This window comes from Candidatus Cloacimonadaceae bacterium, from assembly GCA_030693415.1.
Classification (GTDB): Bacteria; Cloacimonadota; Cloacimonadia; order Cloacimonadales; family Cloacimonadaceae; genus JAUYAR01.
Genome location: JAUYAR010000099.1, coordinates 1 through 13615 on the forward strand (window position 1 = coordinate 1; position 13615 = coordinate 13615).

Below are 13615 nucleotides of genomic sequence, written 5' to 3' on the forward strand. Positions count from 1 at the left end.
AAGCTGTCAATATATATTTTTCCTGCAAAGCCCTGATTTTGGACACTAATTGGCTATTTTCCGAAACTCAAATACTATTTTTCAATGAGTTACGATTCCAAAATGACTAAAAACACATTTTTCATGCGAAACTTGGGTTAGGTGAAAATGTAGCGCAGCATGCCGATGCTGCGAAGGTGGAAAGGTGAGACGTGAGATGTGCATTGTGCTGCTGATTGCTTTCGATCGGCGTCAGCTTATCTCATCTCTCATCTCACGCCTTTGTATTTTGGTCATATTCCCTTCGGCAGGGCAAAACGGTCGAATCTTCCTTTTAAATAGAGGCGGATGGCGATAAAATCGGTGAGGGAGACTCCGGTGAAGATCGAGATCATGATCATGAGCTGATACTTGATCGCCACCAATGGAGATGCGCCACCGAGGATTTGTCCCGTCATCATTCCCGGCAGGCTGACGATGCCGATGGAGGCGACGGTCAAAAGTTGCGGCATCAGCGAGGTTTGCAGCGCTTTTTTGAAGGCGGGTAGGGTCGCCTCGCGCAGATTGGCACCCAAAATAATGCGGGTATAATATGCCTTCCAGTTATCCGCCAAGCCGCTTTCAAAGCGTTCCAACGCCAGCGCGCAGCTATTCATGCTGTTGCCCAGAACCATGCCATAGATGGGGATCAAGTAGATCGGCGAATACAAAGGTGCCGGACGCAGGGTCAAAAATATGATCCAGGGCATCACGGTCAGCGAAGTCGTGCCCAAGGCAGTGATGAGGATTGGCAGGATGAGCTTTTTATCCAGTTTGAGGCGTCCGCGCACGGTCCAGACGGCGCTGCTGATCATGATCAGCATCCAGGCGAGGGTGAGGGCGAGATTCATCTTTTGGAAGATGAATTGCAGCACGAGTCCGATCACTGCAAGCTGCACCGCCATGCGCACGAAAGAGATGAGCATTGTCCGGATCAGCGGTACTTTCAGATGCCAGAAGATGAAGGCGGGAATGAAAAGCAGCAGCGACGCGAAGAGCAAACCGAGATAAGTGATGTCCATCGTTCAGCTCCTTTGGTCTTCGACAAGGACGCGGTTGTTTTCGATGCGCCAGATTTTCTGCCAGGATCTCTGCCAGAGGGGATCGTGGCTGACGGCGATCACTGTTTTGGGATAAGTGCCGAAAAGGCAATGGGATATGATGCCGCTGGTCGTTTGATCCAATGCGGAACTAATCTCATCCAGGAGCAGGATTTCCGGCTCGAACTGCAAAGCCCGGATGAGTGCGATCCGCTGTTTTTCTCCGCCGGATAGTTGGGAGCTTTTCTTTTTTAGATATAAGGCATCCAAGGAAAAGGATTCCAGCAGCCGGACAACCGTTTCGCGCCAGGCATCGGAATCGAAAGCGCCCTTTTTGCGGTGAACTTGATAGGTATGCGGTTCCAGAAGAGCTTCGCGCACCGTGACGTCATCCAGCCAAGGTTCTTGCATCACTTCGATAACGTTGCCGCGCAGTTCCTCCGGTTTGTAGTCTCGGATGTCCTTGCTATTGAATACGATGCGTCCCTCGTAATGGGGATTCATCAGATTCAGGATGTGGAGCAGGGACGTTTTTCCGCTTCCGGTGCTGCCCACGATGAGAATCTTGTCCCCCGCGAGGACTTCCAGTTTCGTTTGTCCCAGCAGGGTTTTGTCTTTCCAGGCAAGACTTTGCAGCTCGATGGATAGCTGAATAAGCATATCGTTTCACCTCACGAAAACGAACAAAACATCATGCGGATAACCGTCAAGGCGATAGAAACTTGTCGATGGCTCGGGCGCTGCGGTTTCCATCCGCGATAGCTGTGACGGCATCCGCAGTTCGGTTAAACATATCTCCGCCGATGAAGATCTTGTGGTCGGAGGTTTGCCCCCAACGGTCGGCTTCGATGTTCCATTTGCCAAATGATATATTTGCTTTGGCTTCGCCGTCCATCCACTGAAAGTTCATACCCTGACCGATGGCGGAGGTAACCGTATCCGCGTCAAGGGTTTCGCGGCTGCCTTCGATGGGAATTGGATGCGGGCGCTTGCCATCTCCGTGATCCACCATTTTCGCCATGCAATAGACAAAACGGATGCCTCCCGTGGAAAGGTCTTCGATCTCCAAGGGCACCGCTTGAAACACGAAATTGATCCCTTCCTCAAAGGCTTCGGCGATCTCTTCACGGTCGGCAGGCATATCGATTTCGCGGCGACGATAGAGGACTGTGACGTCCGCGCCAAGGCGTTTCGCAGTTCGGGCTGCGTCCATTGCCACGTTTCCGCCTCCGACAACGATCACTTTTTTTCCAAGCTCGACCGGAATGCTGTTGGTGACATCGCTGAGCAGTTTCAAACCCGAGATCACGGCAACGTGGTCATCTCCTTTGATACCAATGCGATATGGTTCAAAGAGTCCGGTGCTGATGAACACGGAATCAAAAGCGGAGTATAAGCCGTCAAAGGTGATGTCCCTGCCGATGCAGGTATTCAGGTGGATTTTGACCCCCAGGGAAAGGATGAAATCGATGTCTTTATCGAGTTTGTCATAAGGAAGACGATATTCCGGAATGCCATAGCGGAGCATGCCTCCGGCGGCGTGATTTTGCTCGAATATTTCCACTTCATAGCCCATCAATCGCAAGTAATAGGCAGCGCTGAGCCCTCCCGCTCCGGCACCGATGATGGCGATTTTTTTGTCATTGGCAACGATTTCGGAGCTGAGGATTTCGCGGTATTTTTCGCTCTCGACACAGTCCGTCAGATAGCGTTTTAGCCAGCGGATGGAGATCGCTTCGCCACGATGCGCAAGTGCGCAAACGTCCTCGCAGCGACGGGTGCAGATCCTTCCGCAGACGCCGGGGAGAGGATTTGTTTCATAGAGAAACTTAAGCCCGGCTTCGATGTCGTCCTCACGGACGGCTTTGATGTAGGCGGGAATGTTCATGTGGGCGGGACAGGTGGCGGTGCAAATGCCGCATTGGATGCATCGGTCGGCTTCCCTTTTTGCCAGTTCGCGGGAATAGCCTTTCACCAGTTCGATGAAAGAGTTCGCACGTTCTTCGGGATTCAGATGCGGCATCGGAACGCGATCCAGATGCAGCAACTCATAACCTTCGGGACGGACATAGCCGAGGTTGTTATCATCCCAGTCCTTTTTGTCCACGCCGGGGATGTAGCAATATGTTTCCCGGACATCGAGGTCCAAACCCTCTTCCACCCAAGTATAGGCGTTGCTCATGGTCAGCGAGCCGGTGGGGCAGATATCCACGCAAAGCGCACACCAGCAGCACTTTCCATAATCCACTCGGGGACGCAGACCGCTATCGCCGTCCTTGGCATCAGACACAGGCACCATGTCGATAGTGGCGTTTTGGCAGATCTCGGCACAGGTTCCGCAACCGATGCACTTTTCCGCGTCGTTTTTATGAAAACCACGGTAGCCGGGTGCCGCTTCGCGTCCATGCTTGAGTGTGTTGATGGAATAGGGCTTTTCAAAGGCGCGCTTCCAGACATAGAGGGGGGATAATAGATCTCTTAAGTTCATCGTGTTACCTCTCGATTTCCGGGGGATAAGTGTGCAGGGAAAGCATCAAACCATGCGTGTCGGCGATGTTTGTGCCGACCGCGAGATGCTCCAACAGGGACATCGCATGGCAATAGGAAGGACCGCGCACGGTGACTTTTCGTGGGAAGGGAGTGCCGTCGGAGACAATGTAATAACCGTATTCGCCGCGGGTGGATTCAGCACGGACATAGGTCTCTCCAGCGGGGACTTTCAGATGCAGAATATTTGGCAGAGTGGTGTAAAACTCTCCTTCGCGGGGCATTTTATCCAGAATTTGACGGATTAGGGAGATGCTTTGATGCATTTCACGCCACCGGACAAGAGTTCTGGCATAGGCGTCGCCTGCGGTTTCGGTCACGACCTCAAAATCAAGCTGATCATAGGCGAGGTAGGGGCTGTCCTTGCGGACGTCTCTTTTCATGCCGCTGCCACGTGCAACGGGTCCGACGGCGCCAAAACGATCAACCATCTCAGCAGTGACGATACCCAGTCCCTGGGCGCGCATCTTGAAGATGCCGTTGTTTAGCATGACGTGGCGGATTTCCTCGAGCAGCTTTTCCACGTTGTCCATCACCTGGCGGGTGTGCTCTTCCCAACCTTCGGGAATCTCTCCGCGCACGCCTCCGGGAATCATATACATGTGATAGATGCGGGCGTAGGTCCATTCTTCAAAGAGATCGAGCACAAAGTCCCGATGCGCCAAAGCCCATTGGGGTACTGTGCCCATGCCGAAGGCGCCGCTCTGCCCGCCGATCCACATCAGGAAACTGGCAAGGCGGGAAAGCTCCATGTTCAAAGTGCGCAGCCACTTGGCGCGTTCTGGGATCTCGATTCCGAGAAGCTCTTCCACTGCGGCGGCGAAGAGATATTCATTGGTATCCGGTTCCGGGACGCAGATGCGGCAGACGATTGGAAAGCAGTTGATATAGCGGCGGCGCTCCATCAGCTTTTCAAAGCCGCGGTGCAGATAGCCCACGTGGGTCTTGCAGGAGATAATCTGATCTCCGCAGATATCCAGCTCCAGGCTCATGTTCCCGGTCACGCCGGGGTGCTGTGGTCCCTGCCACATCTTCAGATATTTGCCGCTGTCCATGTCATAGATTGATTTGCCATCCACGATCGGGGGATATAGTGCTTTCATCTCAGTCCTCCGGATAAAGCTTTTGTTTCATGTGTTCTTCTGGTTCATGGATCTCGCGAGGGCGGTGACTGTAGGTTTCGTCGCTATATTTCTTGGTGTCAAAATCTCTGCGCATGACGGGTGGTCCCTGCCAGCCTTCCAAGATGAAGGGTTCTTTCATGCCAGGGCTGCCGGGGAAGGAGATGCCGAACATTTCAAACAACTCGCGCTGATAGGTGCGCGCCTGTTCCCACAAGAGATGAATCGAATCCATCAATGCTTCTTCACGGTTTATCAAGACCTTGATTCCGATGTCCATGTGGTTGTGATAGTTATGCAGCAGATAAGTGAGCTGGAAGTTGCCGTCTTCGATCCAATCCACGCAGGTAATCAACACCAGATGCGTGTAATGATGGAAGTCCCGCAGATGAATGATCAGGCTGACTGCCTGCTCTTTTTGCACGAAGAAGAAAGCGAGGTCGTCGCGATTTTGCGTATAATTAGAGACGGCGAAACGGGTGGAGAGTTCTTCAAATATGTGTTTCATCTTCACCTACCAGTTGTAATCCGGCATGTTCCAGTCTTTGATGACTGCTTTCTGATTGGCTTTGTACCAATCAAATTTCTCAGCATAGAGGTTTTGTCCTTCCGCCTTGCCGGCGAGGATCAGTTCTTTGAGCTTGGCAAAGCCGGCGATCACGGCTTCCGGACGCGGCATGCAACCGGTCACATAGACGTCCACAGGGATGTATTCGTCGATGCGCTTGATCGTGTTGTAGGAATCCCAATACATGCCGCCGTTGATGGCGCAGGAACAGACCGCGACGACGAATTTGGGTCCTTGCATCTGTTCATAGCTGCGCACGATGCGCTTTAGCGTCTTGATGGAGACGTATCCTCCGATCAGGAAGACGTTTGCTTGTCTGGGCGTGGGGCGCGGCTGCATACCCAAACGGCTGATGTCATAGCGCGCGGTGATCAGCGGACGCAACTCAATAGCTCCGCAACCGGTGCCGAAGGCGAGTATCCACAAGCTGTTGGCACGCGCCCAGTTAAAGAAGTTCTCGAAGATCGCGGCGCTTTTTCTTACCGGTTTGGGACGCGCGTCCGAGAACCAATCACGTTCCTCCTCCGGCAAACCGGCGTTGGTGAGAGTGTGCTCATCCTGCCGCCAGTCCGGATAGGGTTCAGACGCTTGTGGTGGGATGATGATATCGTCTTTATCTTCAAACATATAAGCTCCTTTAGATCACCCAGATCAGGATTGCGATGAGCCCGATCAGAGTGGGGTACTTGAGGAAAAAGCGGATGGATTGCTCGGTGCGGAAACGGGGGTAGGCGACACCCACGAAGACGCTGAACATGTAGATCCAGAAGGTCTTGAAGACCATCTCCACCAGGTTGGTGGCGCCACCGAAATAGAGGTTCATAAAGAGCACCAGCTTGGCGGCGTTGAAGATGCCTCGATTGGTGGCGAGCAATCCCAAAAAGGATGCCTGATACTCCGTCGGCGGACCGATGGGGATTTCCTGAGGAGCGATCACCACGGAGAAAGGATTGTGCATGTTCATGCCCAGCATGGCGATCATTGCCGCGATCACAGCCAGGGGATTGGTGAAGAGCGTCCAGTTCAGAAACCCGCCTTGTTGGGCGGCGACGATCTCGGTGATGTTCAAGGTGCCATATTGAGCCACCAGGCTGATCACGGAAAGCGCGAAGGGGACTTCGAAAGCCGTCATCTGTGCCAGCCCGCGCGCCACGGCAATGGCGGAATAGGGATGGCCTCCCTCTCCGGCGCCAAGCGCCATGCCAAGCTGTCCGAAGAAGATGAAATACATCACCAGCAGCAGGTCCCCGGAGACGGAGAAATTGCTGAAATAGACGCTGCCAAAGACAACCGGGATAAACATATAGGTGCCGACCCCACCTGCGATGCGGAACACTGGACCGAGGTAGAACATGATCCCGTGGCTCACGGCGGTGCGGATGGCATTGTTTTTGATGATGTCGATAAAGGGCTGCCACACGGGTGGACCGAGGCGTCCCTGCACGCGGGCAAAGATCTTTTGCACGATTCCCACGAGCGTCAGACCCCACGCCGTCACGACGCCCAGCGAGATGACAGCCCAGAGGAGCTTGAGCGTTAGGTTCATAAAGACACTCCCAAAAGTAAATAAAGAACTATCGTATAAAGAAATATATGCAGCAGATAGGTCTGTCCGTTTCCGGTATAGAGCCTTGCCAGAGTGGCGGATATGGAATGAGTCCATTCATCCACTCCCCTCCAGAAGGTCTCCACGCGTGGTTGCACCAAAATACCCAACGCCTTGTAATAATGAGCGAACATATTGAAGGCAAAGTGCGTCGTCCATGGTTTATATGGTCTCTCCGCGGCGAAGACGATATTGAATTGCTTCACTTTTTGGGCTCTGGCATTGACCAGTATGAGCCACACGAGCGGGAGTATGAACACGCCCATGGTCACATACATGATCAGGTTGCCGTTCCAATAGCCTTTCAGCACCGGTGAATCCAAGATGATCTGATATCCGTTCCAACTCATCCAGGATGGCTTGGCGATGTATTCGCCGACCGCGTCCGAGACCGGTTTGGTGATCAGGTTGGGCAGCATCGAGATTCCCATGATCAGCATGATGAAGATGCCCTGAGGGATGATGAACCAGATCGGAGCTTCCTTGACGTGTGCCTGATTCGGTTTCGCCTGACCCAAAAACACAGTGTGGATCAGCTTGTAGAGATAGAGGAAAGCCACCGCGCTGGCAAAAAACGCCAAGCCGGTTTGCAGATAACGCCCCTGCTCCATCAGCGATGTGTAGATGAACCACTTGGAGCCGAAACCGCTCAGCGGTGGAACTCCTGAAACGGCGATGATGCCCATCAGCACACTGATGAAGGATATCGGCATCTTTTTGATCAGACCACCCATTTCATACATGTTGCGGGTGCCGGTGCGATAGATCACTCCGGCGATAGACATAAAGATCAAAGCCTTGAAAAAGAGATGGTTGAGCGAAATGTAGAGCGCTGAAACCCAGCCCAGATGGGACATCAGCGAAAAGCCCAGAATGATGTAGCCAAGCTGGCTCATGCTGGAATATGCCAAGAGTCGTTTGACGTCCTCCTCAAAGAGTGCCATCATCGCTCCAGCAAAAGCTGTGAGCGCTCCGATCCATCCCAAGCCGATCATCAGAGCATCTGCAGAAACATAGCTTTTGAGGCTCATCATGAGCAGCAGCATCAAGCCGAAAACTCCCGCTTTGGAAAGCACCGATGCGATCAGCGAAGTGCTGTCGTCCTCCGCTTCGCTATAGGCTCCCGGCAGCCAGACGTGCACTCCAAGGGCGCCCATCTTGATCAGGAATCCCAAGCCGCCAAGGATCAGAGCCAGCTTGCCGATACTGTTAAACTCCGTCTGCCAGAGAATCGGATAGCCGGCAAAGAATTCCGGCATCAGCATCAGCGCGCTCATGATCAGATACGCGGCGCCGAGAGAAAAGACGATATAGCCTTGTGCCGATGCCTGCGCTTTTTTTCCTCTGAGAATCAGGATGTAGGACGCGATCGTCATCAGCTCCCATGCCAGGAAGAGCTCCATGCGCGTACTCGCCAGCAGCAGATTGCCAAGTGAGAAGATCAGCATTACCAGAGCGGGGAAAAGCCCTTCGGCAGAGCCTTTGCGATGCATGAAAGCAAATATCTGCACGAGCGAGCCGCCAAGAAAGATCACAGTGAAGATCATTCCCATGCGCGGCATCACCGGCAACACCTGGAACCAAGCATAAGCGGATAGCGCTCCAATGGCAAGCAAGCCTTTCAGTTTCACGGACAGGAAATCAAGCACTCCAAAGAGCAATAAAGCGATCACCGGATAGATGACATTGAGCGGCATTGAAAAGAGTTTCATTGAAATGAAATAGGACAGCACGAAAAGCACGGTCACGGAGATCACCGATGGAATGACGCGATGCGCGGCTGCCTTGAGGGAAGATACTATCTCACCCTTGGCAACGATGCCCAGCCAGCGGAACATATAGACCGCTTCAAAGAGCGTGCCCATTAGCACCGCCGCCATCCAGTAAGGCTGTTTCAGGCCCGCAAGGATGCGCAGCAATTCCCACTTGGCAAAGAATCCTGGAAAAGGCGGCAAACCGACCAAAGCTATGGCAAAGACGCCAAAGCAGACCAAAAGTCCGGTATCGCGTCTCAGCGCCGCCCAGTCTCCAAGCCCCTGTTTTTCAAGCAGTTCGGAAAGCCAAAACAATCCGCTCTTGGCGAGGGTGTTGTTGATCAGAAAACCCAGCGCGATCATCAGTCCATATTGTTCCGGCAAGCCCAGATTGGCAAGACCATAGAGCACAAATACGATCAAGCCCGTCTGCGCGGTGGAAGAATAGCCTAACAGGCGTTTTCCGTCCTTTTGCCTCAAACCCACCAAGTTTGACATCACAAAGCTCACCAATCCCGCGATGGCAAAGAGCAGCAGTTGATTCTGCGGCACCAGCGGCATCAGTTTATACATCATAAAGATCAACGCGGTGCTGTGGATGCCGGAAAAGACCGCTCCCATGCCTCCATGCACGCTTTGATAGACATCCAGCGCCCATCCGTTGGCGGGATATGGTTTCAGATCGATGAAGAGCGCGATCAGGATGAGAAAAAGCGCCACCTGATACGCGGGATTGGGGATGGCGCCCATCGCGATCCAGGTATCGATATTGAGAGTGCCGGTATAGCGATAGACAAAGATGATGCCGATCAGCAGAATGGCGCTGGATATTCCTCCCGCCATCATATATTTAAGCCCGCTGATCAGCGCATTCTTGGTTTGGCGGATGCCGATCATGGCAAAGCCGGCGATGGAGAGGATCTCCAGAAAGACGAAAGCGTTGAAGATATCCCTGGTGAGGATCAATCCGTTGGCGCCAAGCAGCACTAACAGATAGAGCGCCATCGGTTGAGCTCCGTCTTTGAGGAAACGGCGGTTGAAACTGATCCCGCCCAGCAGTCCCAACAGGTTGATCAGAGTCAGCAGAAAGGCTTCCTTAAAACCGAAGGATAATCCTATCGAAAGCGGTACACGGAATCCCGTGGTGAAAAACTGAGTTTCCAGCATCGGATCGGAAATGAGTTCCCAGATGCGCAAAGCGGAAGCGCCCAAGGCGGCGGCGATCGTCATATAGACCAGTGCCAGGCTCAGTTTGCGATGCACCCGGTCAAGGATCGCAGCGGCGAATGCTGCCACCAAAAAGGCGGCGATCAGATATAGCGGATTCACCATTTCTGCTCCTCATAATCGTCGATATTGGTGATTTTGCCCAGTTTATTGAGCCGCACCGCGAAAGCGAGTATCAAACCGGTCACCGCCAAGCCGATAACTATTGCGGTGAGCACTAAAGCGCTGGGAACCGGATCCACGACCTGCCGCAACGATGCCAAACCTGCAAAGGATGCCTCTGCGCTGCTTACCGCTTTGTCTATGATCGGCGCCGTGCCGCCTTTGACATAGCCGATGGCGATGATGATCAGATGGATGCCGGTATCCACAATGGTGAAACCGATGATGATGCGGATGATGTCCTTGCGGGACAGCATCGCCCACACGCCAATGATGAAGAGCAAAGCTCCGGTAATGAGCATGATCATGTCTCGTCTCCTTCATCCTGAATCGATGAAAGCACGCTCGCAAGCTCGCTGCCCACCTTGACGCCGATCAGACTATAAATGATCGGAACCGCTCCGGCGGAAAAGAGCGCAAGGAATCTACCCTCAAGCAGATAGCGGGGATCGAGGAAGTGATCGGCTCCCAAAATCACCAATCCCGCAAGTCCCATTCCCACATAGGCAATGCCGGAGATGGATTCAGATACATGCAGCACCAAGTGCGAAAGCCGGAAATTGATCTCCGCCACACCGATCATCAGGATCGCTGAAGCGATCACAACGCCTCCCTGAAAACCTCCACCGGGACTGAGATGTCCATGAGTAAAGATATATATGCCCAGCACCACGATCAGGGGAGTGAGGAATTTGGCACCGGTTTGCAGTATCTCGCTGCCTTCGGTGCGGCTATTTCCCTTTTTGTTGCGGCGTTTGAGGAAGTAGCCGATACCCATGGTTGCCAGAAAGAGCACGGTCACTTCGCCCAAGGTGTCCAAACCGCGATAGCTGACCACCACCGCAGTGACGGCATTGGGCATGTTCAAATCCGCGGTGGAGCCTCGCACATATTCGCTCGCCAAGGGATTGAGCCTTTCAGCGGTGCTAAAATCCGCCACCAAGGGAAAGAGTATCCAAGCAAGCCCCGCCAGAGCGAGGAAGATAAAGAGATATTTAATCATTCTTCCCTCCCCGGCTGGCACGGATATGTTTCAAAGCATAGAGAAAGATCACCGTGGTCAATCCTGCTCCGATCGTGGCTTCCGTCATCGCCACATCGGGTGCGGAAGCGATTAGAAACATGATCGATGCCATCAGACTGATCACTCCGGAAGCGATCACGGCACTCACCACGCGCTTTGTAAGCACGGCAAAGATTGCCGCCAACACGCTGATGAACCCTAAAACGACCAATGCGGCATTTTCAAACATTGCATTCCTCCTCGTCAAAACTGGCGTCAACTCTGTCCTGAGCCAATTCGTCTCGCACGCTGCGATCAGTGAGTTTGATCCCCAACCGGTGCGCCGCGCGGGACATGGCATGCGAGCTGATGGGATTTGTGAACAGGATAAAGAGGATCAGAAGAATCAGACGCGGCAGCCAGTTTGGCAGGATCAATCCGATTCCCAAAAGAGCCAGCATCGATCCCAGCGAAGTGGCTTTGGTGCCTGCCTGCATGCGGTTATAGACATCCGGCATGCGCAGAATACCCAAAGCACCCAAAAACAAAAGTAGCGAACCAAGCAAGGTGAAAACTGCACCGATGATCTGCATCATAAGCCCCTTTCCATATAGCGCGCCACCACGATCCCGCTCAAAAAGCTGAGCAGGGCATAGACCAACGCCACGTCCAGATAGATGATCCTGCCCCCAAACACTGAGATCATCACGATCAGCGAGATCCCGATCACCGTCATCGTGTCCAAAGCCACTACGCGGTCAGCGCAAGTAGGCCCTTTCAAAAAACGGACAAAAGCGATCAATATCGCTCCAAGCATCGTGTAAAACGAGATTTTCAACAAAACCGATACAATGCTATCCAAAGATCACCTCCAGATATTTCTCAAACTTGCTGACGATTGCCTTTGTGGCGCCATCGATATCATCCGTGCGGATGTCGATCCAGTGGATATAAAAATCCTCACCTTCGGTTTCAACGGTCATCGTTCCCGGGGTCAGCGTGATCGAATTTGCCAGCACGATGCGTCCCAGAGGACTTTTCAGCTTGGTCTTCACTTTCACGATTCCCGGATTGATCGGCAGAGAGGGGCTCACCACCCTACGCGCCACGTCGATAGTGCTTTTGATCAGTTCGATCAGAAACACAAAGAGATAGATCGGGATAAATATCACTGACTTGGGGTTGAGCCGGATCTCGGAGAGGAACGATATCCGCGACAGGAATATCAAGGTGACCAGCACCGATACGATCGCACCGATCAGCACCTCGTCCCGCGAAAGCCCTCCCAGTAAGAGCCAAAGCCCAAACAGGATTATCGCGCTGATCAAAAAAGCCTTGAGCTTTTGCATAAAACCTCACTTAATGTCAAATATTGAAACAGGGAACTATCTTAAAGTGTTTAGATTAAGTTTCACGTGTAGGAAGGTGTTAATTTCTGTCAAGCGATAAATTTAGGTAAACCGAAGATCAGGTATAAAGGGTCAGTTGAATTTGCAAATTGGCTCACTGATTTTTGCAAATGGCATTTTTGCACTTGGTTTGGCTCAAGGCTTTTGCAAATTAGCTCACGGTTTTTGCAAATGGAAGGATCAAGGCTTTTGCAAATTAGCTCACGGTTTTTGCAAATGGCTTCTTGCTGTGACAATTGAGAGCCCATAAAGCCATATCTATCTTATGCTATTGTGCAGAAAGGACTTGACCACGGTTGCCACTGGTTCTATGTATAACCCATAAATCAACAGTCGGGTAACCGAGAAGGAGATCAAGATGACTAAGCAAAACAAGAATCGCAAAGAGCAGGCAACGCTGGAGGAGATGGTGAAATCAGGTAGCCAGCTCGTATTGATGAGGGACGATGGATTGGAGCAGCCAGTTGAAGATCTGGCTAAGAAGGATGGGGTGTTGAAGTTAGGATCGACCATGAGGGTGATTGAGATGGATAAGACTGGTTTGGATAGTGCAGAGGACGATCAGGTGGCTGATGATCCCTACGCAAATGAGTTCCACTACAAGAGCTGGTGGAATCAGTTCCGGGGACCCTGGCTGCAGTCGGAGAAGATGACAGTGGATGAGATCAAGTTCAAAGCCGATGATGCCTGGGAATGCAGCGATTACAAGGAGATGATCAACTTGATGGCTGAGCTGATCTGCCGACTCGAAAAGAAGTAGCTGATCGATATCGATCAACATTAACCCGGTTCTGCCGGGTTTCTCTCTTGGGCTGGTCTGGTGGTATATTTAGTAGGGTAAGGCGATGATCTGGTACTTCCCTTCCTGGGCATCGAAAACCTGTCCTATGCCAATGGTTATAGTGACCTGAGTACCATCCAGTTTGATGTCCGCTATATATAGGAAGCAGTTGCACTGGTTGGTCAGAATGATCTGGGGAATGATCTCGTATTCCTTATCAAGCTTGTGAGAGATGAAACGGTCTTCATGGCAATTGGCAGGGGTTTTCTGGCTCTGTTCTCCCACTCCCTTATCCTGATCCTGAAGCTCGTGCTGGAGCTTGGATAGGGTAAACAGGCTGTTATCAAGGTGGTTGGCAGATATTGCTCCATTGGCTATC

16 protein-coding genes are annotated in these 13615 nt (G+C 52.4%); 1 reads left to right on the top strand and 15 read right to left on the bottom strand.

What is annotated here, in order from left to right:
* Nucleotides 1-272 precede the first annotated feature (272 nt).
* The 14 genes from Q8M98_06125 to Q8M98_06190 are packed head-to-tail and all read right to left on the bottom strand — an operon-like array spanning nucleotide 273 to nucleotide 12395.
* A complete protein-coding gene (locus Q8M98_06125; GenBank protein ID MDP3114338.1) occupies nucleotides 273-1040 on the bottom strand; it encodes an ABC transporter permease in 768 nt (255 codons plus the stop codon).
* A gap of 3 nt (nucleotides 1041-1043) precedes the next feature.
* The gene (locus Q8M98_06130; GenBank protein ID MDP3114339.1) at nucleotides 1044-1718 is read right to left on the bottom strand and encodes an ATP-binding cassette domain-containing protein; all 675 of its coding nucleotides are present in this window, start codon (nucleotides 1716-1718) and stop codon (nucleotides 1044-1046) included.
* Nucleotides 1719-1764: 46 nt separating this feature from the next.
* A complete protein-coding gene (locus Q8M98_06135; GenBank protein ID MDP3114340.1) occupies nucleotides 1765-3546 on the bottom strand; it encodes an FAD-dependent oxidoreductase in 1782 nt (593 codons plus the stop codon).
* Nucleotides 3547-3550: 4 nt separating this feature from the next.
* Nucleotides 3551-4708: an NADH-quinone oxidoreductase subunit D gene (locus tag Q8M98_06140; protein ID MDP3114341.1), complete on the bottom strand. Its 1158-nt coding sequence runs from the start codon at nucleotides 4706-4708 to the stop codon at nucleotides 3551-3553.
* Between the two features lies 1 nt (nucleotide 4709).
* Nucleotides 4710-5234, bottom strand: a complete 525-nt coding sequence (locus Q8M98_06145) for an NADH-quinone oxidoreductase subunit C (GenBank protein MDP3114342.1) — start codon at nucleotides 5232-5234, stop codon at nucleotides 4710-4712.
* 6 nt (nucleotides 5235-5240) lie between these two features.
* On the bottom strand, nucleotides 5241-5921 hold the full coding sequence (gene nuoB / locus Q8M98_06150; protein ID MDP3114343.1) for an NADH-quinone oxidoreductase subunit NuoB: 681 nt from the start codon (nucleotides 5919-5921) through the stop codon (nucleotides 5241-5243).
* 10 nt (nucleotides 5922-5931) lie between these two features.
* Entirely contained in the window at nucleotides 5932-6840 is a 909-nt protein-coding gene (locus Q8M98_06155; GenBank protein ID MDP3114344.1) for an NADH-quinone oxidoreductase subunit H, read from the bottom strand.
* On the bottom strand, nucleotides 6837-9986 hold the full coding sequence (locus Q8M98_06160; GenBank protein ID MDP3114345.1) for a proton-conducting transporter membrane subunit: 3150 nt from the start codon (nucleotides 9984-9986) through the stop codon (nucleotides 6837-6839). The genes Q8M98_06155 and Q8M98_06160 overlap by 4 nt, the downstream gene beginning before the upstream one ends.
* Nucleotides 9980-10351 carry a sodium:proton antiporter gene (locus tag Q8M98_06165; protein MDP3114346.1) on the bottom strand — a complete coding sequence of 124 codons (372 nt, stop codon included), beginning with the start codon at nucleotides 10349-10351 and terminating at the stop codon, nucleotides 9980-9982. Before Q8M98_06165 ends, Q8M98_06160 begins: the two co-directional genes overlap by 7 nt.
* Nucleotides 10348-11046, bottom strand: coding sequence for a Na(+)/H(+) antiporter subunit B (locus tag Q8M98_06170; protein MDP3114347.1), 699 nt, complete (start codon nucleotides 11044-11046; stop codon nucleotides 10348-10350). The genes Q8M98_06165 and Q8M98_06170 overlap by 4 nt, the downstream gene beginning before the upstream one ends.
* On the bottom strand, nucleotides 11039-11296 hold the full coding sequence (locus Q8M98_06175) for a DUF4040 domain-containing protein (protein ID MDP3114348.1): 258 nt from the start codon (nucleotides 11294-11296) through the stop codon (nucleotides 11039-11041). The genes Q8M98_06170 and Q8M98_06175 overlap by 8 nt, the downstream gene beginning before the upstream one ends.
* On the bottom strand, nucleotides 11289-11642 hold the full coding sequence (mnhG, locus tag Q8M98_06180; GenBank protein MDP3114349.1) for a monovalent cation/H(+) antiporter subunit G: 354 nt from the start codon (nucleotides 11640-11642) through the stop codon (nucleotides 11289-11291). Before mnhG ends, Q8M98_06175 begins: the two co-directional genes overlap by 8 nt.
* Nucleotides 11639-11908, bottom strand: a complete 270-nt coding sequence (locus Q8M98_06185; GenBank protein ID MDP3114350.1) for a monovalent cation/H+ antiporter complex subunit F — start codon at nucleotides 11906-11908, stop codon at nucleotides 11639-11641. The genes mnhG and Q8M98_06185 overlap by 4 nt, the downstream gene beginning before the upstream one ends.
* The gene (locus Q8M98_06190; GenBank protein MDP3114351.1) at nucleotides 11901-12395 is read right to left on the bottom strand and encodes a Na+/H+ antiporter subunit E; all 495 of its coding nucleotides are present in this window, start codon (nucleotides 12393-12395) and stop codon (nucleotides 11901-11903) included. Before Q8M98_06190 ends, Q8M98_06185 begins: the two co-directional genes overlap by 8 nt.
* Nucleotides 12396-12813: 418 nt before the next feature.
* Here Q8M98_06190 and Q8M98_06195 point away from each other — a divergent pair, with 418 nt between their 5' ends.
* Complete coding sequence (locus Q8M98_06195) at nucleotides 12814-13215, top strand: hypothetical protein (GenBank protein MDP3114352.1); 402 nt, start codon at nucleotides 12814-12816, stop codon at nucleotides 13213-13215.
* A 69-nt stretch (nucleotides 13216-13284) separates the two neighbouring features.
* Here the strand turns inward: Q8M98_06195 and Q8M98_06200 are convergent.
* The coding region (locus Q8M98_06200; protein ID MDP3114353.1) for a hypothetical protein at nucleotides 13285-13615 on the bottom strand (331 nt) is incomplete at its 5' end.

Excerpts from the sequence above, each read along its gene's own strand:
- mnhG (MDP3114349.1), bottom strand. The coding sequence starts at position 11,642 with ATGATGCAGATCATCGGTGCAGTTTTCACCTTGCTTGGTTCGCTACTT.
- nuoB (MDP3114343.1), bottom strand. The coding sequence starts at position 5,921 with ATGTTTGAAGATAAAGACGATATCATCATCCCACCACAAGCGTCTGAA.
- Q8M98_06195 (MDP3114352.1), top strand. The coding sequence starts at position 12,814 with ATGACTAAGCAAAACAAGAATCGCAAAGAGCAGGCAACGCTGGAGGAG.
- Q8M98_06130 (MDP3114339.1), bottom strand. The coding sequence starts at position 1,718 with ATGCTTATTCAGCTATCCATCGAGCTGCAAAGTCTTGCCTGGAAAGAC.
- Q8M98_06125 (MDP3114338.1), bottom strand. The coding sequence starts at position 1,040 with ATGGACATCACTTATCTCGGTTTGCTCTTCGCGTCGCTGCTGCTTTTC.
- Q8M98_06135 (MDP3114340.1), bottom strand. The coding sequence starts at position 3,546 with ATGAACTTAAGAGATCTATTATCCCCCCTCTATGTCTGGAAGCGCGCC.
- Q8M98_06170 (MDP3114347.1), bottom strand. The coding sequence starts at position 11,046 with ATGATTAAATATCTCTTTATCTTCCTCGCTCTGGCGGGGCTTGCTTGG.
- Q8M98_06160 (MDP3114345.1), bottom strand. The coding sequence starts at position 9,986 with ATGGTGAATCCGCTATATCTGATCGCCGCCTTTTTGGTGGCAGCATTC.
- Q8M98_06165 (MDP3114346.1), bottom strand. The coding sequence starts at position 10,351 with ATGATCATGCTCATTACCGGAGCTTTGCTCTTCATCATTGGCGTGTGG.
- Q8M98_06175 (MDP3114348.1), bottom strand. The coding sequence starts at position 11,296 with ATGTTTGAAAATGCCGCATTGGTCGTTTTAGGGTTCATCAGCGTGTTG.
- Q8M98_06145 (MDP3114342.1), bottom strand. The coding sequence starts at position 5,234 with ATGAAACACATATTTGAAGAACTCTCCACCCGTTTCGCCGTCTCTAAT.
- Q8M98_06140 (MDP3114341.1), bottom strand. The coding sequence starts at position 4,708 with ATGAAAGCACTATATCCCCCGATCGTGGATGGCAAATCAATCTATGAC.
- Q8M98_06155 (MDP3114344.1), bottom strand. The coding sequence starts at position 6,840 with ATGAACCTAACGCTCAAGCTCCTCTGGGCTGTCATCTCGCTGGGCGTC.
- Q8M98_06190 (MDP3114351.1), bottom strand. The coding sequence starts at position 12,395 with ATGCAAAAGCTCAAGGCTTTTTTGATCAGCGCGATAATCCTGTTTGGG.